General features: G+C 62.5%; 20 protein-coding genes. 18 read left to right on the plus strand and 2 right to left on the minus strand.

The annotated features are described in order from the left end of the window. Positions 1-70: 70 nt before the first annotated feature. Positions 71-1327: an NADP-dependent isocitrate dehydrogenase gene (gene icd / locus BLR77_RS13700; protein WP_074678627.1), complete on the minus strand. Its 1257-nt coding sequence runs from the start codon at positions 1325-1327 to the stop codon at positions 71-73. Positions 1328-1683: 356 nt separating this feature from the next. On the opposite strand from icd, the gene BLR77_RS13705 reads away from it, so the two are divergent. The 13 genes from BLR77_RS13705 to BLR77_RS13765 all read left to right on the plus strand — a co-directional run bounded on the left by BLR77_RS13705 (position 1684) and on the right by BLR77_RS13765 (position 17101). Beyond that, positions 1684-3912: an NADP-dependent isocitrate dehydrogenase gene (locus tag BLR77_RS13705; protein ID WP_074678629.1), complete on the plus strand. Its 2229-nt coding sequence runs from the start codon at positions 1684-1686 to the stop codon at positions 3910-3912. Positions 3913-4071: 159 nt separating this feature from the next. Beyond that, on the plus strand, positions 4072-4512 hold the full coding sequence (locus tag BLR77_RS13710) for an NUDIX hydrolase (RefSeq protein ID WP_074678632.1): 441 nt from the start codon (positions 4072-4074) through the stop codon (positions 4510-4512). Positions 4513-4630: 118 nt separating this feature from the next. Next, positions 4631-5743 carry a tRNA 2-thiouridine(34) synthase MnmA gene (gene mnmA / locus BLR77_RS13715; protein WP_074678634.1) on the plus strand — a complete coding sequence of 371 codons (1113 nt, stop codon included), beginning with the start codon at positions 4631-4633 and terminating at the stop codon, positions 5741-5743. Beyond that, complete coding sequence (gene hflD, locus BLR77_RS13720) at positions 5740-6360, plus strand: high frequency lysogenization protein HflD (RefSeq protein WP_074678636.1); 621 nt, start codon at positions 5740-5742, stop codon at positions 6358-6360. Before mnmA ends, hflD begins: the two co-directional genes overlap by 4 nt. Positions 6361-6362: 2 nt before the next feature. After that, positions 6363-7226: a DMT family transporter gene (locus tag BLR77_RS13725; protein WP_074678638.1), complete on the plus strand. Its 864-nt coding sequence runs from the start codon at positions 6363-6365 to the stop codon at positions 7224-7226. A 148-nt stretch (positions 7227-7374) separates the two neighbouring features. Then, a complete protein-coding gene (purB, locus tag BLR77_RS13730) occupies positions 7375-8745 on the plus strand; it encodes an adenylosuccinate lyase (protein ID WP_074678640.1) in 1371 nt (456 codons plus the stop codon). 78 nt (positions 8746-8823) lie between these two features. Continuing rightward, positions 8824-9990: a ribosomal protein uL16 3-hydroxylase gene (locus BLR77_RS13735; RefSeq protein WP_021489191.1), complete on the plus strand. Its 1167-nt coding sequence runs from the start codon at positions 8824-8826 to the stop codon at positions 9988-9990. Continuing rightward, complete coding sequence (locus BLR77_RS13740) at positions 9983-10408, plus strand: GNAT family N-acetyltransferase (RefSeq protein ID WP_074678642.1); 426 nt, start codon at positions 9983-9985, stop codon at positions 10406-10408. The genes BLR77_RS13735 and BLR77_RS13740 overlap by 8 nt, the downstream gene beginning before the upstream one ends. 8 nt (positions 10409-10416) lie before the next feature. Further along, positions 10417-11058 carry a DUF7931 domain-containing protein gene (locus BLR77_RS13745; protein WP_074678643.1) on the plus strand — a complete coding sequence of 214 codons (642 nt, stop codon included), beginning with the start codon at positions 10417-10419 and terminating at the stop codon, positions 11056-11058. Next, positions 11055-11864 (plus strand): secretin N-terminal domain-containing protein, encoded by an 810-nt coding sequence (locus BLR77_RS13750; RefSeq protein ID WP_074678644.1) that lies wholly within the window; start codon positions 11055-11057, stop codon positions 11862-11864. Before BLR77_RS13745 ends, BLR77_RS13750 begins: the two co-directional genes overlap by 4 nt. Positions 11865-12422: 558 nt before the next feature. Further along, entirely contained in the window at positions 12423-14018 is a 1596-nt protein-coding gene (locus tag BLR77_RS13755; RefSeq protein ID WP_074678646.1) for an isocitrate lyase, read from the plus strand. Between the two features lie 299 nt (positions 14019-14317). After that, positions 14318-16321: a PhoX family protein gene (locus tag BLR77_RS13760; protein ID WP_074678647.1), complete on the plus strand. Its 2004-nt coding sequence runs from the start codon at positions 14318-14320 to the stop codon at positions 16319-16321. Positions 16322-16444: 123 nt separating this feature from the next. Next, a complete protein-coding gene (locus BLR77_RS13765) occupies positions 16445-17101 on the plus strand; it encodes a hypothetical protein (protein ID WP_074678648.1) in 657 nt (218 codons plus the stop codon). 45 nt (positions 17102-17146) lie between these two features. Here BLR77_RS13765 and BLR77_RS13770 read toward each other — a convergent pair whose 3' ends face one another. Next, positions 17147-18544, minus strand: a complete 1398-nt coding sequence (locus BLR77_RS13770; protein ID WP_074678649.1) for a pectin acetylesterase-family hydrolase — start codon at positions 18542-18544, stop codon at positions 17147-17149. Between the two features lie 577 nt (positions 18545-19121). Between BLR77_RS13770 and BLR77_RS13775 the strand changes: the two genes are divergently transcribed. The 5 genes from BLR77_RS13775 (at position 19122) to nuoF (ending at position 23943) form a co-directional block, all read left to right on the plus strand. Then, positions 19122-19535, plus strand: coding sequence for an NADH-quinone oxidoreductase subunit A (locus tag BLR77_RS13775; protein WP_074678651.1), 414 nt, complete (start codon positions 19122-19124; stop codon positions 19533-19535). Positions 19536-19545: 10 nt separating this feature from the next. After that, positions 19546-20223 (plus strand): NuoB/complex I 20 kDa subunit family protein, encoded by a 678-nt coding sequence (locus tag BLR77_RS13780; RefSeq protein ID WP_074678652.1) that lies wholly within the window; start codon positions 19546-19548, stop codon positions 20221-20223. A 63-nt stretch (positions 20224-20286) separates the two neighbouring features. Continuing rightward, positions 20287-22068, plus strand: a complete 1782-nt coding sequence (gene nuoC / locus BLR77_RS13785; RefSeq protein ID WP_074678654.1) for an NADH-quinone oxidoreductase subunit C/D — start codon at positions 20287-20289, stop codon at positions 22066-22068. A 1-nt stretch (position 22069) separates the two neighbouring features. Next, complete coding sequence (nuoE, locus tag BLR77_RS13790; protein ID WP_074678655.1) at positions 22070-22582, plus strand: NADH-quinone oxidoreductase subunit NuoE; 513 nt, start codon at positions 22070-22072, stop codon at positions 22580-22582. Between the two features lie 14 nt (positions 22583-22596). Continuing rightward, the gene (gene nuoF, locus BLR77_RS13795; protein ID WP_074678657.1) at positions 22597-23943 is read left to right on the plus strand and encodes an NADH-quinone oxidoreductase subunit NuoF; all 1347 of its coding nucleotides are present in this window, start codon (positions 22597-22599) and stop codon (positions 23941-23943) included. The last annotated feature ends 22 nt before the right edge of the window (positions 23944-23965 follow it).

Raw genomic sequence — 23965 nt, forward strand, 5'->3', positions numbered from 1 at the left:
ATGGATGTGCTGAACACAAAAAGGCCGGTCATATGACCGGCCTTTTTCACGCTGTCGATCAGTGAACTGATCACATATGGCTGATCATCGCATCGCCGAACTCGGAGCACGACATCAGCTTCGCACCCTCCATCAGACGCTCGAAGTCGTAGGTCACAGTCTTGGCGGCGATGGCGCCGTTGGTGCCCTTGATGATCAGATCGGCCGCTTCGGCCCAGCCCATGTGACGCAGCATCATCTCGGCGGAGAGAATGACCGAACCTGGGTTGACCTTGTCCTGACCGGCGTACTTCGGCGCTGTGCCGTGCGTCGCCTCGAACATGGCCACCGAGTCGGACAGGTTGGCGCCCGGCGCGATACCGATGCCGCCGACCTCCGCCGCCAGGGCGTCGGACAGGTAGTCACCGTTGAGGTTGAGCGTGGCGATCACATCATATTCGGCCGGACGCAGCAGGATCTGCTGCAGCATGGCGTCGGCGATCACGTCCTTGACCACAATGCTCTTGCCGGTGCGCGGATTCTTGAACTGCATCCACGGGCCGCCGTCGAGCAACTCGGCGCCGAATTCCTCGCGGGCGATCTCGTAGCCCCATTCCTTGAAGGCACCTTCGGTGAACTTCATGATGTTGCCTTTATGCACCAGGGTCACCGAGCTGCGGTCATTGTCCACGGCATATTGCAGCGCCTTGCGCACCAGGCGCTTGGTGCCCGCCTCGGAAACCGGCTTGATGCCGATACCGCACATGTCGGTGAAACGGATCTTCTTGACGCCCATTTCCTCGGTGAGGAATTTGATGACCTTCTGGGCTTCAGGACTGCCAGCTTTCCACTCGACGCCAGCGTAGATGTCCTCGGAGTTCTCGCGAAAGATCACCATATCGACGTCGCCCGGCTTCTTCACCGGACTTGGCACGCCTTCGAACCAACGCACCGGGCGCAGGCAGACGTAGAGGTCGAGCTCCTGGCGCAAGGCCACGTTCAATGAGCGAATACCGCCGCCAACAGGCGTGGTCAGCGGGCCTTTGATCGAAACCACATAATCACGTACAGCCTCGAGGGTTTCTTTCGGCAGCCAGGTGTCCTGATCGTAAACCTGAGTGGCTTTCTCACCGGCGTAAACTTCCATCCAGGAGATCTTGCGAGCGCCGCCGTAGGCTTTTTCGACGGCAGCGTCTACGACCTTGATCATCACCGGAGAAATATCGACGCCAATTCCATCACCCTCGATGAACGGGATGATCGGGTTATCCGGAACAGTCAGCGACATATCGGCGTTGACGGTGATTTTGTCACCGCTGGCTGGCACCTGGATCTTTTGGTATCCCATGCTGGACTCCATCTTGTGGTTAGACAGGCACTCCCGAGAGTAGCGCAAACCGCTCGCGGAGACACATGTGCAAAGGTCTTATGCAACTGGGCATTCTGTGGCGAGGTGTCGCAGTGGTATACTGCTTAGGTGACTAACGAGTCATAAGGGGCGACCCGTCTGGAACCAGGCAGCAACCTCTTGAACCCGGTAAACGGCCACCACTGTCTGCCGGCTCGAAATGCTCGACACTCTACGGGTGCATCCAACATCACCGCGGCGAGTCCTCGACCCGGCCCGCCATCATGGGGCTCAAGCGCCTACCCGCGCAGGTCGAGTTTCTATGCGCGCTCAGCAAAGAAGAGAGTTAACCCTAAATGTCCACCCCTTCGAAGATCATCTACACCTTCACCGACGAAGCTCCGGCCCTCGCTACCTATTCGCTTCTGCCAATTGTAGAAGCCTTTGCCGCCTCGGCTGACATCTCCGTTGAAACCCGCGACATCTCTCTTGCTGGACGGATTCTGGCAAGCTTTGCCGACCGCCTGGACGCCGACAAACGCATCGATGACGACCTGGCCAAACTGGCCGAGCTGACTCTGCAAGCCGACGCCAACATCATCAAACTGCCGAACATCAGCGCTTCCGTCCCTCAGCTCAAGGCCGCCATCGCCGAGCTGCAGGCTCAGGGCTATAACATTCCGGATTTCCCGGAAGATCCGCAGAACGACGAAGACAAGGAAGTTCGCGCCCGCTACGCCAAGATCCTGGGCAGCGCCGTGAACCCGGTTCTGCGTGAAGGCAACTCTGACCGCCGCGCTCCAGCCGCAGTCAAGGCCTATGCCCGCAAGCACCCGCACAGCATGGGCAAGTGGAGCATGGCTTCGCAGTCCCACGCCGACTACATGCGCGGCGGCGACTTCTTCTCCAGCGAGCAATCGATCACCATGGCCAAGGCCGGTGACGTGCGCATCGAATTCGTCGGCAAGGACGGCAAGGTCGAAGTCAAGAAACAACTCGCCCTGCAGGAAGGCGAAGTGTTCGACAGCATGTTCATGAGCTGCCGCAAGCTGCGTGACTTCTTCGAGAAGACCCTGCAAGACTGCAAGGAAACTGGCGTGATGTGGTCCCTGCACGTCAAGGCGACCATGATGAAGGTCTCCCACCCGATCGTCTTCGGCCACGCTGTCAGCGTTTACTACAAGGACGTGTTCGACAAGTACGGCGAGCTGTTCAAGGAACTGGGCGTCAACCCGAACAACGGTATCAGCAGCGTCTACGACAAGATCAAGTCGCTGCCGGCCTCGCAGCAGGAAGAAATCCTGCACGACATCCACGAGGTCTATGCCCATCGCCCGGAAATGGCCATGGTCGATTCGGTCAAGGGCATCACCAACCTGCACATCCCGAGCGACGTCATCGTCGACGCCTCGATGCCGGCGATGATCCGCAACTCCGGCCAGATGTGGGGCAAGGACGGCAAGCAGAAAGACACCAAGGCCGTCATGCCTGAGAGCACCTACGCGCGCATCTATCAGGAAATGATCAACTTCTGCAAAACCAACGGTGCGTTCGACCCGACCACCATGGGCACCGTGCCGAACGTCGGCCTGATGGCGCAGAAGGCCGAAGAGTACGGCTCCCACGACAAGACCTTCGAAATGACCGCCGACGGCACCATGCGCGTCGTGGCTGCCGACGGCACCGTGCTGATGCAGCACCAGGTCGAAGCCGGTGACATCTGGCGCGCCTGCCAGACCAAGGACGCGCCGATTCGCGACTGGGTCAAGCTGGCCGTTACCCGCGCCCGTCAGTCCGAAACCCCGGCCATCTTCTGGCTGGACCCGGAACGCGCCCACGACCGCGAACTGCAGAAGAAGGTCGAGCTGTACCTCAAGGATTACGACCTGACCGGTCTGGACATCCGCATGATGGGCTACAACGAAGCCATCCGCGTCTCCATGGAGCGCATGATCCGTGGCCAGGACACCATCTCGGTGACCGGCAACGTACTGCGTGACTACCTGACCGACCTGTTCCCGATCATGGAGCTGGGCACTTCGGCCAAGATGCTGTCCATCGTGCCGCTGATGGCCGGCGGCGGCATGTACGAAACCGGCGCCGGCGGCTCGGCCCCCAAGCACGTGCAGCAGCTGGTCGAAGAGAACTACCTGCGTTGGGACTCCCTGGGCGAGTTCCTGGCCCTGGCCGTGTCGCTGGAAGAAACCGGCATCAAGACCAACAACGCCAAGGCCAAGGTACTGGGCAAGACCCTGGATCAAGCCACCGGCAAGCTGCTGGACAATAACAAGTCCCCCGCGCGCAAGGTCGGCGAGATCGACAACCGTGGCAGCCACTTCTACCTGGCACTGTACTGGGCGCAAGCCCTGGCCGAGCAGAATGACGATGCCGAGCTGAAAGCCCGCTTCACCCCGCTGGCCAAGCAACTGACCGAGCAGGAAGCGACCATCGTTGGCGAACTGGCTGCCGTACAAGGCAAGCCGGTCGAAATCGGTGGCTACTATCGCTCCAACCCCGAGCTGACCAGCAAGGTGATGCGCCCGAGCAACACCTTCAACGCCGCTCTGGCTGCACTGAACGCCTGATAAGGCTTGAGTGTCAAAAGAACCCCGGCCTTGCGCCGGGGTTCTTTATTTAGGGACATAGACAATATTGTAGGAGCGAGCTCTGCTCGCGACGCTTTTTCGCGAGCAGAGCTCGCTCCTACAGAATCCTGCACGCTGATCGTTTTTTGGAGCACCGAAATGGAGTGGCAACCCCATATCACCGTGGCGACGGTGATCGAAGACGATGGCCGTTTCCTGTTCGTCGAAGAGTTCAAGGCCGGTCGCATGGTGCTCAACCAACCAGCCGGGCACCTGGAAGCCAATGAATCGATACGCGAAGCCGCGCTACGCGAGACCCTCGAGGAGACCGGCTGGGACGTGGAGCTCACCGCCCTGCTCGGCATCTATCTCTATACCGCGCCGAGCAATGGCGTGACCTATCAGCGCGTCTGCTTCAGCGCCCGCCCCGTTCGCCATGATCCGGAGCGCGAGCTGGACAGCGATATCAGTGGCATCACCTGGCTTACACGCGATGAACTGGCCGCACAGCCCGAGCGCTGGCGCAGCGAGCTGGTGCTGCGCTGCGTGGATGATTACCTGGCCGGCATCCGAGGTTCTCTGGAGCTGGTGCGTGACTAAGCGTAGCCCGGATGAAATCCGGGGATGCCTGTCGTGCTCTTCCCGGATTTCATCCGGGCTACGGGCGCGGGCTTTCTGGTAGACTCGGCAACTTTTCAGGCTTCACTCGCAGACTCCCATGCAAGCACCTAGCACCCAACGCGTGATCGTCGGCATGTCCGGCGGCGTCGATTCGTCCGTTTCCGCCCTGCTGCTGATCGAGGCGGGCTACCAGGTCGAAGGCCTGTTCATGAAGAACTGGGACGAAGACGACGGCACCGAATACTGCACCGCCATGGATGACCTGGCCGACGCCCAGGCCGTATGCGATCGCATCGGCATCAAGCTGCACACCGCCAACTTCGCCGCCGAGTACTGGGACAACGTGTTCGAGCATTTCCTTGCCGAATACAAGGCCGGACGCACGCCGAACCCGGACATCCTGTGCAACCGCGAGATCAAGTTCAAAGCCTTCCTCGACTACGCCCTGTCGCTCGGCGCCGACCTGATCGCCACCGGCCACTACGTGCGCCGCCGCGATGTCGACGGCCGCACCGAGCTGCTCAAGGGCCTGGACCCGAACAAGGACCAGAGCTACTTCCTCCATGCCGTGGGCGGCGAGCAGATCGCCAAGACCCTGTTCCCGGTCGGCGAGCTGGAAAAACCACAGGTACGCGCCATTGCCGAGAAATACGAGCTGGCCACGGCGAAGAAGAAGGACTCGACCGGGATCTGCTTCATCGGCGAGCGCCGCTTCAGCGACTTTCTCAAGCAGTACCTGCCGGCGCAGCCGGGCGATATCGAAACCACCACCGGCGAGGTCATCGGCCGTCATCATGGCTTGATGTACCACACCATCGGCCAGCGTCAGGGCCTCGGCATCGGCGGCCTCAAGGACGCCGGCGACGATCCCTGGTACGTGCTGCGCAAGGACCTGACGCGCAACGTGCTGGTCGTCGGTCAGGGCAACGAACACCCCTGGCTGTTCTCGCGCGCCCTGCTCGCCTCGGACATCTACTGGGTCAACCCGCTGGACCTGAGCGTCCCGCGCCGCCTGACCGCCAAGGTGCGTTACCGCCAGAGCGACCAGCGCTGCATCCTGGAGAAGACCGAGAACGGCTATCGTGCCGTGTTCGACGAGCCGCAGCGCGCCGTCACACCCGGTCAGTCCGTGGTGTTCTATGACGGCGAGGTGTGCCTGGGCGGCGGCGTGATCGAAACGGCCGAAGCCTGGTACGAGGACGCCCGATGAGCCCGATTCAGGAACAGCTGGTCGCGCTTGGCGCCGTCTTCGAAGCAGCCTCCCTGGCCGACAAGATCGCCCGCACCGGCCAGGTCAGCGAAGCCTCTATGGGCTGCATGCTCGGCAGCCTGCTGGTACGCGACCCGAAAAGCACGCTGGACGTATACGGCGGCGACGACCTCAACCTGCGTGACGGCTATCGCGCGCTGATCAGCTCGCTGGAGCGCAATCCGTCCGCCCTGCAGCGCGAACCGCTGCGCTATGCGCTGGCAATGATCGGCCTGGAGCGACAGCTGGACAAGCGCGGCGACATGTTGCAGATCATGGGCAGCCGGCTGGATCAGATCCAGCAACAGGTCGAGCATTTCGGCCTGGTCCATGACAACGTCATCGCCGCATGCGGCGGCCTGTATCAGGACACCATCAGCACCTTCCGCCAGCGCATTCAGGTGCACGGCGACATGCGCTTTCTGCAGCAGCCGAACAACGCCGCGAAAATCCGCGCCCTGCTGCTGGCCGGCATCCGCTCGGCGCGCCTGTGGCGTCAGCTCGGCGGTCACCGCTGGCAGCTGGTGTTCAGCCGGAGCAAGCTGCTCAAAGAGCTCTACGAACTGACGCGAAGCTGACCATGGAGCCCGCCAGCCGCAGCGTAAAACCCCTTCAGGGTGCCCTGCTGCTGGCGCTCTCGGCGCTGCTGTTCGCCTTCACCGGGGTCGGCATTCGCGAAATCTCCGCCAGCGTCAACAACGAGTCGGTGGTGTTCTTCCGCAACCTGGTCGGCGTGCTGTTCTTCCTGCCCCTGCTGCTGGTGCGCGGCGTTCGCCCGCTACGTACGACGCGACTGAAATCCCATCTCTGGCGCACCACCTACGGCCTGGCGGCGATGTACTGTTTTTTCTACGCCATTGCCCACCTACCGCTGGCCGACGCCATGCTGTTCACCTACTCGGCGCCGGTGTTCACGCCGCTGATCGCGCACATCTGGCTCAAGGAACCACTGACTCGGCGCATGCTGGTCAGCAGCCTGATCGGCCTGTGCGGGGTGCTGCTGGTGGCCAAGCCCAGCGCTGCACTGTTCGAGGGGCCCGCGCTGTTCGGCCTGGCAGCCAGCCTGCTGGCGGCCTTCGCCTTCGTCTCCATCCGCGAAATGAGCGATAGCGAGCCAGCGACGCGCATCGTCTTCTATTTCTCGCTGTTCAGCGCGCTGTTCTCCGCCATCCCGCTGACCTGGAGCTGGCAACCGCTCGATTCCACGCAGCTGAGCTGGCTGCTGGGCATCGGCCTGCTGGCCACCGCCAGCCAGGTGATCATGTCACGCGCCTACGGCCTGGCTCCGCCCGGGCTGATCGGTCCGGTCGCGTACCTGGCCATCGTCTTCGCCGGCATCATTGCCTGGCTGCTCTGGGGCGAGACGCCAGACACCCTGTCGCTGCTCGGCGCGGCATTGATCTTCGCCGCCAGTCTGTTATCGGTCGCAAGACGCAGGGCATAGGCGGCCAAGCGCCGGTTTTCATGTATGATATGCGCCCTTTTCGTCAGAGGTCGTCCCGGCACCTGAGCTAGAGCCCGCTTCATCGAAGCCGGCGCGATGCGCAGTGACCCAGGATGGCTTTTCAGCCCGACAGCCCGAGAACGCCCACATGCAGCTTTCCTCGCTCACCGCGGTTTCCCCCGTCGACGGCCGCTACGCCGGCAAAACCAGCGCCCTGCGCCCCATCTTCAGCGAATACGGCCTGATCCGCAGCCGAGTACTGGTCGAAGTGCGCTGGCTGCAGCGCCTGGCTGCCCACGAAGGCATCCCAGAAGTGGCGCCCTTCTCCGCCGAAGCCAACGCCCTGCTCAACGAACTGGCGGAGAACTTCGCCGTCGAGCACGCCGAGCGCGTCAAGGAAATCGAGCGCACCACCAACCACGACGTCAAGGCCGTGGAGTACCTGCTCAAGGAGCAGGCCGCCAAGCTGCCGGAACTGGACAAGGTCAGCGAGTTCATCCACTTCGCCTGCACCAGCGAGGACATCAACAACCTGTCCCACGCCCTGATGCTGCGCGAAGGCCGTGACAACGTGCTGCTGCCGCTGATGAAGCAACTGGCAGGCGCCATTCGCGAACTGGCGGTGAAATTCGCCGACGTGCCGATGCTGTCGCGTACCCATGGCCAGCCGGCCTCGCCGACCACCCTGGGCAAGGAACTGGCCAACGTCGTCTACCGCCTGGAGCGGCAGATCGCTCAGGTCGCCGCCGTACCGCTGCTGGGCAAGATCAACGGCGCCGTGGGCAACTACAACGCGCACCTGTCGGCCTACCCGAGCATCGACTGGGAAGCCAACGCGCGTCAGTTCATCGAAGGTGACCTGGGCCTGACCTTCAACCCCTACACCACCCAGATCGAACCGCACGACTACATCGCCGAGCTGTTCGACGCCATCGCCCGCTTCAACACCATCCTGATCGACTTCGACCGCGACGTCTGGGGTTACATCTCCCTCGGTTACTTCAAGCAGAAGACCGTCGCCGGTGAGATCGGCTCCTCGACCATGCCGCACAAGGTCAACCCGATCGACTTCGAGAACTCCGAAGGCAACCTGGGCATCGCCAACGCCATCTTCCAGCACCTGGCCAGCAAGCTGCCGATCTCCCGCTGGCAGCGCGACCTGACCGACTCCACCGTGCTGCGTAACCTGGGTGTCGGCTTCGCTCACAGCGTCATCGCTTACGAGGCCAGTCTCAAGGGAATCAGCAAGTTGGAGCTCAATGCTCAGAAAATTGCTGAAGATCTGGATGCCTGCTGGGAAGTGCTCGCCGAGCCGATCCAGACCGTCATGCGCCGCTACGCCATCGAGAACCCGTACGAGAAGCTCAAGGAGCTGACTCGCGGCAAGGGCATCAGCCCAGAGGCTCTGCTGGCCTTCATCGACGGCCTGGACATGCCGGCCGCCGCCAAGGAAGAGCTCAAGCAACTGACTCCGGCGCGCTACATCGGCAACGCCGTGGCCCAGGCCAAGCGCATCTGAGCGACACCAGCCTCGAGGACGCCCGGCTGAGCCGGGCGTTTTTGTTTTAAGGTTTTTATCTATTTCAAGGGCTTACTGATGAATCCTGATACTCCGCTGCAATTGCTGGGTGGCCTCACAGCCCGTGAATTCCTGCGCGACTACTGGCAGAAGAAACCGCTGCTGGTACGTCAAGCCATTCCCGACTTCGAAAGCCCGATCAGCCCGGACGAACTGGCCGGCCTGGCGCTGGAAGAGGAAGTCGAGTCGCGCCTGGTGATCGAGCATGGCGAGCGCCCCTGGGAACTGCAGCGTGGCCCGTTCAACGAAGACACCTTCCAGGACCTGCCCGAGCGCGACTGGACCCTGCTGGTCCAGGCCGTCGATCAGTTCGTCCCGGAAGTGGCCGAGCTGCTGGAGGACTTCAAGTTCCTGCCCAAGTGGCGCATCGACGACCTGATGATCAGCTTCGCCGCGCCCGGTGGCGGCGTCGGCCCGCATTTCGACAACTACGACGTATTCCTGCTGCAGGCTCATGGTCATCGCCGCTGGCAAATTGGCCAGATGTGCGATGCCGACAGCCCGCTGCTCCCCCACGCCGATCTGAAGATCCTGGCTCAATTCGAACCAACCGATGAATGGGTGCTGGCACCCGGCGACATGCTTTACCTGCCGCCATGCCTCGCCCACTGTGGCACCGCTGAGGATGATTGCATGACCTATTCCGTGGGCTTCCGCGCGCCGAGCGCCGCCGAAGTACTGACCCATTTCACCGACTTCCTCGGCCAGTTCCTGCCCGACGAAGAGCGTTACAGCGATGCCGACATCCAGCCGAGCGAGGATCCCAACCAGATCCAGCGCGACGCCCTGGAACGCCTCAAGGCCCTGCTCAACGAGCATATGAGCGACGAACGTCTGCTGATGACCTGGTTCGGCCAGTTCATGACCGAGCCCAAGTACCCGGAGCTGGTCGCCGGCATCGAGATCGAGGAAGAGGACTTCCTCGGCGCACTGGAAGATGGCGCGATCCTCATCCGCAACCCCAGCGCGCGCATGGCCTGGTCGGAAGTCGGCGAAGACCTGGTGCTGTTCGCCAGCGGCCAGAGCCGCCTGGTTTCCGCCCGCCTGCGCGAGCTGCTGAAGCTGATCTGCAGCGCCGATGCGTTACATGTGGAAAACCTCGGCGCCTGGCTGGCCGACGACGAGGGGCGTACCCTGCTATGGGAACTGGTCAAGCAAGGCAGCCTGGGATTTGCCGATGAGTGAGATCACTGTCCGTGTCGCGGACTGGCATAGGGACAATGCCGAGCTTCGTCGTATCCGCGACAGCGTTTTCGTCGCCGAGCAATCGGTACCGCCGGAGCTGGAATGGGACGCCGAAGATACCGACGCCGTGCACTTTCTCGCCGAAGAAGGTGATTACCCGGTCGGTACCGCGCGCCTGCTGCCCGATGGCCATATCGGTCGCGTTTCGGTGCTCAAGGACTGGCGCGGCCTGAAAGTGGGCGAAAAACTGATGCAGGCGGTGATTGCCGAAGCGGAAAAGCGCGGCCTGCATCAGCAAATGCTCACCGCTCAGGTGCACGCCACGCCATTCTATGAAAGGCTAGGCTTCAGGATTGTCAGCGACGAGTACCTCGACGCCGGCATACCGCACGTGGATATGGTGCGCAGCAGCCAGTAGAGACCGAAATGAACGACAAACACGCCCCGGTCGAACCGATCGATACGCCAGATCCCATTGAACTGGCGGCTATCGAATTCGAGTCGCCGGGGCGTTTTGCCGTGCACAACCCCGCCCCCATCACGCCGGATACGGCGCAATGGGAGCCGGCCCCCTTCGTCCTGGGCGAGCACGAGCGCCTGGAGCGCTTCAGCCAGCCCCAGCAAGCGCGCGCTCACGTTCTCGCCCTGATCCAGCAGGCGCAGCGCAACCTGTGCCTGTACAGCGATGACCTGGAGCCCTGGCTCTATCACCACAGCAGCGTGCAACAGGCCTGCACGCGTTTTCTGCTGAACAGCCCACGGGCGCGCCTGCGCATCCTGCTGCGTGACCCGACCCGCGCCGTGAAGGAAGGTCATCGCCTGCTCGCCCTGTCGCGCCGCCTGTCCTCCAACCTGCATATCCGCAAACTCAATCCGGATTACGCCAGCGATGAGCTGGCCTACCTGATCGCCGATGACAGAGGGCTGTTCTTGCGCCCGGAACTCGATCAGCAGGCGGGCTATGCCCTGTACAATGATCCGGCGCGCGCGCGCCAACGCCAAACCCAGTTCGACCAGGCCTGGGACACCAGCATCACCGACCCTGATCTGCGGAGTTTCCTGCTATGACCCTGCGCACGCTGTTCGCTGCCCTGCTTCTCGGCCTGTGCCTGCCGCTGCAAGCGGCTACCGAAGTGATCCCGCTGAATTACCGCACCGCCGACGATGTACTCGGCGTGGTGCAGTCGATGCTTGGTAACGAGGGCAAGGTCAGCGCCTACGGCAACCAGCTGATCGTCAACGCCTCCCCGGCAAAAATCGGCGAAGTTCGCGTGTTGTTGCAGCAACTCGACACCCGCCCGCGTCGCCTGCTGATCACCGTGGAGAGCGCCGACAGCAATTACCAGAACGACCGCGGCTATCGCGTCGATGGCACGCTCAGCGCCGGCAATGCCGAAGTCCAGGTCGGCCGCGGCGAAGTGAACGGTCGCGACCAGGTGCGCATCATCCGCCGCAGCACCGACAGCCGTGGCGGCGGCACCCAGCAGGTACAGGCCACCGAGGGCTATCCGGCACTGATTCAGGTTGGCCAGAGCGTACCGCTGACCACCACCAGTACCGGCCCTTACGGCCGGGTCTACCAGGACACCCAGTACCGCGACGTGACCCGCGGCTTCTACGTGACAGCCAGCCTCTCTGGCGAACTGGTACACGTTGCCATCAGCAGTCAGCGTGATCGCGTCAGCAACAGCCGCCCCGGCGTGATCGATGTGCAAAGTACCGACACGCGCGTCAGCGGTCGTCTCGGCGAGTGGATTACCCTGAGTGGCGTCAGCGAGGAAACCAGCTCCAGCGGCCGTGATGTGTTGCGCCGACACACCACCCAGGGCCGCGAAGACATGTCGCTGCGCCTGAAGGTCGAAGCGATCGACTGACACCCCGACCAAAGTCGAATCCCTTTCCCTCGCAAGAACGATGGACAACTCGCGCAACCCGCGAAATGCCTGAAACGCCCGCCCCATGGGCTGCCGAGTGTGACCATCCAGTCGCCGACTGAATATGTAGTAGTTTTAAAAAACCACTACAAAACGTTTGACGAAGCATTTTCCCAGAGGCATGATGGCCTCGCTCCCGCTAGCCAGGGGTCCTGAAAAGGATCTCCAGACCGCCCGCGAAGTACTTCGCAACGGTCCGTGTCCCAACAGCCCACAAGGCCGTACGACGAGGTTGCGACTGGAACGAAGTTGTCCTGAGGGACGGGGAAGCGTTTAGCGTCAGACAGATCGAAAGCCCAGCAGATGCCCAAGGTTTCCACGAGCCGACCGGCCTATGCGACGTTCTCGAACTGTTCGCCACATCCCCCCTCCTCGCGGTCAATCCTCGCCCCAGCCGTTTCTCGCCGTCAAAGTGGAAGCCTCCCGCAGCCGCTGCATCCGTGCACGCATTGCGTGGGTAGTCGGTGCTCAACCAACACATTTTTTGAAGGATTGACCATGTCCGCATATCAAAACGACATCAAGGCTGTAGCCGCTCTGAAAGAGAAGTTCGGCAGCAGCTGGAGCGCTATCAACCCCGAGTCCGTCGCCCGTATGCGCGCTCAGAACCGCTTCAAGACCGGTCTGGAAATCGCTCAGTACACTGCTGACATCATGCGCAAGGACATGGAAGAGTACGACGCCGACTCCTCCGTCTACACCCAGTCGCTGGGTTGCTGGCACGGCTTCATCGGTCAGCAGAAGCTGATTTCGATCAAGAAGCACCTGAAAACCACCAACAAGCGCTACCTCTACCTGTCCGGTTGGATGGTCGCTGCTCTGCGCTCTGACTTCGGCCCGCTGCCGGACCAGTCGATGCACGAGAAAACCGCCGTCTCCGACCTGATCGAAGAGCTCTACACCTTCCTGCGTCAGGCCGACAGCCGCGAACTGGACCTGCTGTTCACCGCTCTGGACGCTGCTCGCGCAGCTGGCGACCAGGCCAAGGCTGCCGAAATCCAGAACCAGATCGACAACCACGAAACCCACATCGTGCCGATCATCGCCGACATCGACGCTGGCTTCGGTAACCCGGAAGCCACCTACCTGCTGGCCAAGCGCATGATCGAAGCCGGTGCGTGCTGCATCCAGATCGAGAACCAGGTTTCCGACGAGAAGCAGTGCGGCCACCAGGACGGTAAAGTGACCGTTCCTCACGCCGACTTCCTCGCCAAGATCGCTGCCGTTCGCTACGCGTTCCTCGAGCTGGGCATCGACAACGGCGTGATCGTTGCGCGTACCGACTCCCTGGGTGCCGGCCTGACCAAGCAGATCGCCGTGACCAACGAGCCGGGCGACCTGGGCGACCTGTACAACAGCTTCCTCGATTGCGAAGAAGTGTCTGCTGCCGACCTGGGCAACGGCGATGTCGTGATCAACCGCGGCGGCAAGCTGCTGCGTCCCAAGCGTCTGCCGTCTAACCTGTTCCAGTTCCGTGCTGGCACCGGCGAAGCGCGCTGCGTACTGGACTGCATCACCAGCCTGCAGAACGGTGCTGACCTGCTGTGGATCGAAACCGAGAAGCCGCACGTTGGCCAGATCGCGGCCATGGTCAACGAAATCCGCAAGACCATCCCGAACGCCAAGCTGGTGTACAACAACAGCCCATCGTTCAACTGGACCCTGAACTTCCGTCAGCAGGTGTTCGATGCCATGGTTGCCGAAGGCAAGGACGTTTCCGCCTACGACCGCGCCAAGCTGATGAGCGTCGAGTACGACGAAACCGAACTGGCCCAGGTTGCCGACGAGAAGATCCGTACCTTCCAGCGCGACGGTTCGGCTCAGGCTGGCATCTTCCACCACCTGATCACCCTGCCGACCTACCACACCGCAGCTCTGTCGACTGACAACCTGGCCAAGGGTTACTTCGCCGACCAGGGCATGCTGGCCTACGTGAAAGGCGTGCAGCGTCAGGAACTGCGTCAGGGTATCGCCTGCGTCAAGCACCAGAACATGGCTGGCTCCGACATCGGCGACAACCACAAGGAGTACTTCGCTGGCGAAGCAGCTCTGAAGGCGAGCGGTAAAGACAACACCATGAACCAGTTCCACTAAGAACGGTTCTCCTGCTGCGGACCACGCATCCGCAGCAGTCTGTTTGCCTAATCCGCCCCGGCTTTGCCGGGGCTTTTTTATGCCTAGCAAATAGGTGCGCGGCGCACCAATCGTTTCCAACGGCCTTGGTGCGCAATGCCTGGGCGACCTCGCGACAGCCTACGAAGCGGCGCCAAGCAGAGGGACGATCGCCACCCTCCGAGCAGTTTTGTGCAACAGCGCACAGGCGCTGTCACTATTCCGTCGTTTTCCTTGGTTAGCGTCATGGCTCCGTCGATCAGCCTCCCCAGGAGCCCTCCATGCGCAACGAACAAGAGCAAGACGTGCTATTCGGCAATGGCGATGAACCGCTCAGCAATGCCTCCAGCAACCCTCATATCAACGACCTGATCGAGGCCGGCCTGAGCCGCCGTCAGGTGGTGGCCGGCGGCGCTGCGCTCGGCGTCATGGGCTTTCTCGGCGTCGCCATGCCCGGCAGTGCCGAGGCCGCCGGCAACCCGATCAAGGACCTGCTCGAACGCCTGAAGAAACGCAGCAAACGTCTGCCGTTCAACCCGGTGGCGGTGACTCGCGCCGACACCATCAGCGTGCCGGCCGGCTACAAGGCCACCACCTTCATCCCATGGGGCACGCCGATTCGCGGCAGCTTCCCGGCCTTTCTCGACAACGCCGGCAACAGTGCCGCGGATCAGGCCGACCAGATCGGCATGCACCATGACGGCATGCACTTCTTTCCCATCGATGGTCAGCGCGGCGGCGGTCACAAGAGCGACCACGGCCTGCTGGTTCTCAACCACGAGTACATCGACGCCCCACTGCTGCACCCCAACGGTCCCACCTTGGTCGGCGGCAAGCGCAGCAGTGCCGATGAAGTGCGCAAGGAAATCAACGCCCACGGGGTTTCGGTGGTGGAAGTGCGCCGCGTACGCGGCCAATGGGAGGTGTTGCCCAGCGCCCGCAACCGCCGCATCACCGGTGCCACGCCGATGCAGATCAGCGGCCCGGTACGCGGCCACGCCCTGCTGCAGACCCACTACAGCCCCGACGGCACCGCCACCCGCGGCACACTGAACAATTGCGCCAACGGCTTCACGCCCTGGGGCACCTACCTGACCTGCGAGGAGAACTGGGCCGGTTATTTCGCCAGTGGCGACGCCGAACGCCCGCGTGAAATGACCCGCTACGGCGTCGGCAGCGCCAGCCGCTACGGCTGGGATCACCTGGCCGGCGACGAATTCCAGCGCTTCAACGCCACCCGCCTGGCCGCCGAGGCCGCAGGCGACTACCGCAACGAACCGAACCACTTCGGCTGGATCGTCGAGATCGATCCCTTCGCGCCGGAATCGGCCCCGGTCAAGCGCACCGCACTGGGCCGTTTCGCCCACGAGGGTCTGGTGTTCGCTCCGGTCAAGCCGGGTCGCCCGGTGGTCTGCTATTCCGGCGATGACTCGCAGAACGAGTACATCTACAAGTTCGTCAGCCGCGGCAGGTACATACCGGGTCGCAGCAACGGCAGCCTGCTCGATGAGGGCACCCTCTACGTGGCGCGCTTCAAAGCCAACGGCAAGGGTGAATGGCTGGCCCTGGACATCAAGGACAAGGCCTTCCAGGCCGCCTGCAGGGCTGCCGGGGTCAGCTTCGCCGACCAGGGCGAGGTGCTGATCAACACCCGCCTGGCTGCCGACATCGTCGGTGCCACCAAGATGGATCGCCCGGAATGGGGGGCGGTGAACCCGAACAACGGCGACGTCTACTTCACCCTCACCAACAACAGCTCGCGCACCGTCGCCGACGCCGCCAACCCGCGCCCGGCCAATGCCTTCGGTCACATCATCCGCTGGCGCGAGCAGAGCCGCGACTATGCTGGCCGTGAGTTCGTCTGGAGCCTGTTCCTGCTGGCCGGGCCGGAGAACGACAGCCTCGACCCCAACGGCAAACCGCTGACCGCCGACAACCGCCTGGCCAGCCCGGACGGCCTGTGGTTCGACGACGATGGCCGGCTGTGGATCCAGACCGACATGAGCGGCAGCCAGCTCGCCAGCGGCCCGTTCGGCAACAACCAGATGCTGGTTGCCGAGCCGACCACCGGCGAGGTCAAGCGCTTCCTGGTCGGCCCCGTGGGCTGCGAAGTCACTGGCATTACCGCCACACCGGACTTCCGCACGCTGTTCGTCAACATCCAGCACCCGGGCGAAGGCTCGACTCCGACGGATTTCCGCAGCACCTGGCCGGACGGCCCCGGCCGCCGCCCGCGCTCGGCCACCGTGATCGTCACCCGCGAGGACGGCAAACCGCTGTTCTGATCCACACGCCTGCACCCTCTCGCCCCAGGTGAGAGGGTGCAGCCACCTATTCGATGCATGAACAGGCAAGGCGCGGCTGCAGCTTCTACGCTGAAAGGCAATCGACTCGCGCAAGGACTGCCCATGCTCCGTTCCACCCTGCTGTTCGGCAGTTGCATTGTGATAGGCAGCGTGACACTCGCCTGGTACTGGCAACGCCCCACCGCCGAAGAGCCTGCCATCTCGCCGCGAGAGCAAGCACCAGCGCAGCCATTTACGCAAGACATCGCCGCGTCAGCGCCAATCGACCTCAGCCCCGAGCAGATGCACCTGCTGGCAAGGCCCGAAGTCCAGCAACAGGAACGGCGCCTGGACTTTCATCGGCGCTACAGAGGGTTCATCGAGCATGCCAAGGAACTCGACAGCAACAGTCGCGAGACTCAAGCGCAGGCATTGAGTGAGGGCGTCGATGCGCTGGAGCGCCGAGGCGAGTTGGCACTGAGCGAGGCCCTGCTGCTGCAGATCGCCCTGATCAAGGCAGTCAGCCAAGACGAAAACGAGCAAAAGAGACGCGCCGAAGCGCTGATCGAGCGTTACCAGGCCATCAGCGCTGAGCGTGAGGCCAAACTGGCGCAGCGATCTGACCCGAATTTCGAGCGCTACAAGGCCGAGGAAAGCACTATCGTCGAGGAAGTTCTCGGCCTGCAGAACATTCCCGATGGACTCACTCGCGACCAATACCTCAGGCAACGCCTGCAAGAAGCTCGCGAGCGCAATTACCAACAAACCCCGGATGGCTGAACGCGGCGACAACCCAGGCTGCCGCCGCGTGGCTTTCGCGTCTGCTCAGAGCAACTGGTCCAGCAGGTAATAGAGCAGATTGAATTGCTTGTTGCGATCGGCCACATCGCTGCTTTCCGAAGCATCCAGTACCTGCCCGCTGCCATCGAGGACGCTGCTGACGAAGTTGTCCAGCTGCAGATTCTGCTCCTGGATATCGGAGTTGGCGAACTCGATGATGCTGGTGCAGTGGCTTTCGTTGACGTTACGGAACTGCGGGAAATAACCACCGACATTGCCCAGGCTCGCCAGTTGGCTGCGCAGGCGCGTGGTGTCCGTCGCCCAGCGCTGCTTGATCAGCGCCTCCTTGGCAGCCTGAGTCGGCGCATTGATGATCTCCGCGTAGAAGCGCTCGTAGGAATAGGACGAATAGTTCAGGTCCTGCCAGAAATGCGTGTGCCCCATGCGATCACCCGGCAGATTGCTTGAAAGCGCCGGATACAGGCTGCCCAGGTCGTTGCTGGTGAAACCCGGCAGGCGCGCCTGCAGGTACTGCAACGGCCCCTGCGCGGCATCGAGGCCCCAGGCCTGACGGATCAGGGTCTGCAGTGGGTAGGAAGGATAAGCCTGGTTGTCGCCAGCCAGCGCGGTATAGACGGGCCCGGAATCGTTGATCAGGTAACCCCGATCCGGCGCGATATCCTGGCGCAGGTTGGCGTAGTTGGTCAGGCTGCCCGCACCGCCGGCACTGCATCCCGTGGTCAGCATCTGGGTCGGTCGCGGCAGATTGTCCTTCAGCCACCCCGCCACCGCACGCATGTTGCGCAAGCCGTTGTGGTGCCATACCAGCGGCGGATTTTCCCCCTGCGGGTCTTCGTAGATCGCCACCTTGTCGCCGGAGTAGATATCGCCCGTGCAGTACGGCACGTAGACCATGTTCCAGTTCTGCGTCTTGACGCGCGTCCAGGGATGCAGACGCACAACGAAAGGACTCACCAGACTGGCGCCGGGGTTGAGCAGCGACATGTAGTCATTGGCAATCCCGTCGGGATTGCGCGCGCCACGAATACCGCTTTGCCCACTGCAACTGGCGTAATCCCAGCAGGCGCCACCACCTTCCAGATAAACGATGGTATTGCGCGTGTTCGGCACACGATTGATGAAGAACTTGTAGGGCGAGCCATTGCCGCACACCGCACCGGTCTGTGGCGCCATCTGAATCGTTTGCCAGCCGTAGTAGTTGCCGGGATTGAAGCCGCTCTTGAAGCCACTGGGGTTGGCCAGCAGCGGGTACGGTCCGACACGCTGCGCAGGCGTCACCGGATTATCGGCCTTGGGCGGCGAGACCAGATTGCTCAAACTCTGCCAGAAGTTGTAATCACCCAACTCCGCACTGGCAGGCGCGCTCAAGGCTAGCAAGAGAATGGCTGGGACTACACGCGGCAAGGACTGGACAACAGGCATGGCAAAACCCCTCATGTTGTTATTCGTACGAAGGGTCGGCATACCCAGGCAGGGGCAACTTCGCAGACCCAGCGGATGGTGGGCACTGCTCGATCGATGGTGCATCGCTCTGTGGCGATTCATGCACGCTAGTACAAAATCAGCTGTGCAGCATCAGTGCAGGAATAAAATTTGCTGATAGATCAGCCCTTGAGATATGCGCTATTGGAATTTCACGCAGTGCTTGCTGCTTTGGCCTTAACACCAAAGTGGCAGTGAATTGCTTATCTCGCCGAGGCTCATCACGCCTCGAAATCAGGCAGATTAGCGGGTGAGTCGCTGCCGGAAATTGCCAGAAGGAAGCGCTCAGCTATAGTCCAGAAGCGTAGGCCGTGTGGCTCACTGCGGGCCTGCATTGCCATGACCAGTCAATCGGACGCTCGACAGGCATGGCCAACCAGCGGGAATAATTTTCTCTGAAAAATTTACTTACATTTCCACTGCACATAGTATTGTATACAGACTTTGCGTCAGCGCCCTTGACGGCGCTTGGCAGCTACTAAATTAAAAGCCGTTCCTTAGCTCAAGGAGTACCGGCATGCCTGATGCGGTAACGACCATGTCCCATAACTGGGCCTTCGCTGTGTTCTTGCTGGGTGTCTGCGGGCTCATCGCCTTCATGCTCGGCGTTTCCAGTCTGCTCGGCAGCAAGGCCTGGGGACGCAGCAAGAACGAGCCCTTCGAGTCGGGCATGCTACCTACCGGCAGCGCGCGTCTGCGCCTGTCAGCCAAGTTCTATCTGGTCGCGATGCTCTTCGTGATCTTCGACGTTGAAGCCCTCTTTCTCTTCGCCTGGGCAGTCTCGGTACGCGAAAGCGGCTGGATTGGCCTGGTCGGAGCTACTGTTTTCATAACCATTCTGTTCGCGGGTCTTGTCTACGAGTCGGCGATTGGTGCGCTGGATTGGGCACCAGAAGGACGCCGCAAGCGGCAAGCGAAGCTGAAACAATGAGGCTTTGGCGATGCAATACAAACTTACTCGGGTCGACCCGAATGCGCCCAACGAGGCGTATCCGATCGGCCAGCGGGAGCTCGTCTCCGACCCGCTGCTAGAGGATCAGGTTCACAAGAACATCTACATGGGCAAGCTCTCGGACGCGCTCAACGGCGCGGTCAACTGGGGGCGCAAGAATTCCTTGTGGCCGTACAACTTCGGCCTGTCCTGCTGCTATGTGGAAATGACCACGGCCTTCACCGCCCCGCATGACGTTGCGCGCTTCGGTGCGGAAGTCATCCGTGCATCCCCCCGCCAGGCCGACTTCATGGTCATCGCCGGCACCTGCTTCATCAAGATGGCGCCGGTCATCCAGCGTCTCTATGAGCAGATGCTGGAGCCCAAGTGGGTCATCTCCATGGGTTCATGCGCCAACTCCGGCGGCATGTACGACATCTACTCGGTCGTTCAGGGCGTGGACAAGTTCCTCCCCGTGGACGTCTACATTCCCGGCTGCCCGCCCCGTCCGGAGGCGTTCCTGCAAGGCTTGATGCTGCTGCAGGAATCCATCGGCCAGGAGCGCCGCCCGCTTTCCTGGATCGTTGGCGATCAAGGCATCTACCGTGCCGAAATGCCTTCGCAGAAGGAACAGCGTCGCGAGCAGCGAATCGCCGTTACCAACCTGCGTAGCCCCGACGAAGTCTGAGCCGATGCTTGCCCGCGCAAGCGTCACGCCCACTTTCTACGTTGATCGACAGCGACCGAGACCATGACTCAAGACACCGTTGTGTCCATACCGCCTTACAAGGCTGACGACCAGGACGTCGTCGCCGAACTGCGTGCCCGTTTTGGCGACGACAGTTTCACCCTGCAAACGACCCGCACCGGCCTGCCGGTACTCTGGGTCGCCCGTGAGCGCCTCATCGAAGTGCTCACCTGCCTGCGCAACCTGCCGCGCCCCTACGTCATGCTCTTTGATCTGCACGGCGTCGACGAGCGCCTGCGCACCCAGCGTCGCGGCCTGCCGGACGCCGACTTCACGGTGTTCTATCACCTGATGTCGCTAGAGCGTAACAGTGACGTGATGATCAAGGTCGCCTTGAGCGAGCGTGACCTCAACCTGCCGACCGCCACCGGCATCTGGCCCAATGCCAACTGGTACGAGCGCGAAGTCTGGGACCTGTACGGCATCACCTTCACCGGCCACCCGCACCTGACCCGCATCATGATGCCGCCGACCTGGGAAGGTCATCCGCTGCGCAAGGACTATCCGGCGCGAGCCACCGAATTCGATCCGTTCAGCCTGACCCTGGCCAAGCAGCAGCTCGAGGAGGAAGCCGCGCGTTTCCGCCCGGAAGACTGGGGCATGAAACGTGGCGGCGAGCACGAGGACTACATGTTCCTCAACCTTGGTCCCAACCACCCCTCCGCCCATGGTGCCTTCCGCATCATCCTGCAGCTCGATGGCGAAGAAATCGTCGATTGCGTGCCGGAGATCGGCTATCACCACCGTGGCGCCGAGAAGATGGCCGAACGGCAGAGCTGGCATAGCTTCATCCCCTACACCGACCGGATCGACTACCTCGGCGGGGTGATGAACAACCTGCCCTACGTGCTGGCGGTAGAAAAACTGGCCGGGATCAAGGTGCCGCAGAAGGTCGACGTGATTCGCATCATGCTCGCCGAGTTCTTCCGCATCACCAGCCACCTGCTGTTCCTCGGCACCTATATCCAGGACGTCGGCGCCATGACCCCGGTGTTCTTCACCTTCACCGACCGCCAGCGCGCCTACAAGGTGATCGAGGCCATCACCGGCTTCCGCCTGCACCCGGCCTGGTACCGCATCGGTGGCGTCGCCCATGATCTGCCACGCGGCTGGGACGGGCTGGTCAAGGAATTCGTCGACTGGCTGCCCAAGCGTCTCGACGAGTACGAGAAAGCGGCGCTGAAGAACAGCATCCTCAAGGCCCGTACCATCGGTGTGGCGCAGTACAACACCAAGGAAGCGCTGGAATGGGGCACAACCGGTGCAGGCCTGCGCGCCACCGGCTGCGATTTCGACCTGCGCAAGGCGCGCCCCTACTCCGGTTACGAGCACTTCGATTTCGAGGTGCCGCTGGCCGTCAATGGCGACGCCTACGACCGCTGCATCGTGCGCGTCGAAGAGATGCGCCAGAGCATCCGCATCATCGACCAGTGCCTGAAGAACATGCCGGCAGGCCCGTACAAGGCCGATCACCCGCTGACCACGCCGCCGCCGAAAGAGCGCACCCTGCAGCACATCGAAACCCTGATCACCCACTTCCTGCAGGTTTCCTGGGGGCCGGTCATGCCGGCCAATGAAGCCTTCCAGATGATCGAGGCGACCAAGGGCATCAACAGCTATTACCTGACGAGCGACGGCAGCACCATGAGCTACCGCACCCGGATTCGCACCCCCAGCTTCCCCCACCTGCAGCAGATCCCCTCGGTGATCCGCGGCAGCATGGTGGCGGACCTGATCGCCTATCTGGGCAGTATCGACTTCGTCATGGCCGACGTGGATCGCTGACATGAGCCAGACAACCAATAGCAGCACGCTGATTCAGACAGACCGTTTCGTTCTCAGCGAAACCGAGCGCTCGGCCATCGAGCACGAGATGCATCACTACGAAGACCCGCGCGCCGCCAGCATCGAAGCGCTGAAGATCGTGCAGAAAGAGCGCGGCTGGGTGCCGGACGGCGCCGCCGACGCCATCGGCGCGATTCTCGGCATTCCGGCCAGCGACGTCGAAGGCGTGGCCACCTTCTACAGCCAGATCTTTCGCCAACCGGTCGGCCGCCACGTGATTCGCGTGTGCGACAGCATGACCTGCTACATCGGCGGCCATGAATCGGTGGTCAGTGAGATTCACAAGCAGCTCGGCATCGGCCTCGGCCAGACCACCAGCGACAACCGCTTCACCCTGCTGCCGGTGTGCTGCCTGGGCAACTGCGACAAGGCCCCGGCGCTGATGATCGACGACGACACCTTCGGCGACATCCAGCCCGACGGCGTCGCCAAGCTGCTGGAGGCCTATCCATGAGTCGGCGCACCGCTATGAAGACCCTGACTTCCATTGGCCCGGCCAACCGCGTCGCCCGCAGCGAAGAAACCCACCCACTGACCTGGCGCCTGCGTGACGACGCCCAGCCGGTATGGCTGAGCGAATACCAGGCCAAGAACGGCTACGCCGCCGCGCGCAAGGCGCTGACCGAGATGGCCCAGGCCGACATCGTGCAGACCGTCAAGGAATCCGGCCTCAAGGGGCGCGGTGGTGCAGGCTTCCCCACCGGGGTGAAGTGGGGCCTGATGCCAGCCGACGAATCCATGAACATCCGCTACCTGCTGTGCAATGCGGACGAAATGGAGCCCAACACCTGGAAGGATCGCCTGCTGATGGAACAGCTGCCGCACCTGCTGGTGGAAGGCATGCTGATCTCGGCGCGCGCGCTCAAGGCCTACCGCGGCTACATCTTCCTGCGTGGCGAGTACGTCGACGCCGCCGCCAACCTCAACCGCGCCATCGACGAGGCCAAGGCCGCCGGCCTGCTGGGCAAGAACATCTTCGGCAGCGGCTTCGATTTCGAGCTGTTCGTGCATACCGGCGCCGGCCGCTACATCTGTGGCGAAGAAACCGCGCTGATCAACTCGCTGGAAGGCCGTCGTGCCAACCCGCGCGCCAAGCCGCCCTTCCCCGCTGCCGTCGGCGTGTGGGGTAAGCCGACCTGCGTCAACAACGTCGAGACCCTGTGCAACGTGCCGGCCATCGTCGGCCAGGGCGTGGACTGGTACAAGGGCCTCGCCCGTCCGGGCAGCGAAGACCACGGCACCAAGCTGATGGGCTTCTCCGGCAAGGTGAAGAACCCCGGCCTGTGGGAACTGCCGTTCGGCGTCACCGCGCGCGAACTGTTCGAGGACCATGCCGGTGGCATGCGCGACGGCTACCGCCTCAAGTGCTGGCAGCCCGGCGGCGCCGGCACCGGCTTTCTGCTGCCCGAGCACCTCGATGCGCAGATGTACGCCGGCGGCATCGCCAAGGTCGGCACGCGCATGGGCACCGGCCTGGCGCTGGCGGTGGACGACTCGATCAGCATGGTCTCGCTGCTGCGCAACATGGAAGAGTTCTTCGCCCGCGAGTCCTGCGGCTGGTGCACGCCTTGCCGCGACGGCCTGCCCTGGAGCGTGAAGATCCTTCTCGCGCTGGAGCGTGGCGAAGGCACCCGCGAGGACATCGCCACCCTGCTCGGCCTGGTCAACTTCCTCGGCCCGGGCAAGACCTTCTGTGCTCACGCGCCAGGCGCCGTGGAGCCGTTGGGCAGTGCCATCAAGTATTTCCGTGAAGAGTTCGAGGCCGGTGTGGCCAAGGTGGCGACCACGCCCCGCATGCCGGCCAGTGCGAGCTGAACAGACGAATTCCCTTAGCCAG

It is taken from the genome of Ectopseudomonas alcaliphila (assembly GCF_900101755.1).
In the GTDB taxonomy this organism is placed as follows: Bacteria; Pseudomonadota; Gammaproteobacteria; order Pseudomonadales; family Pseudomonadaceae; genus Aquipseudomonas; species Aquipseudomonas alcaliphila.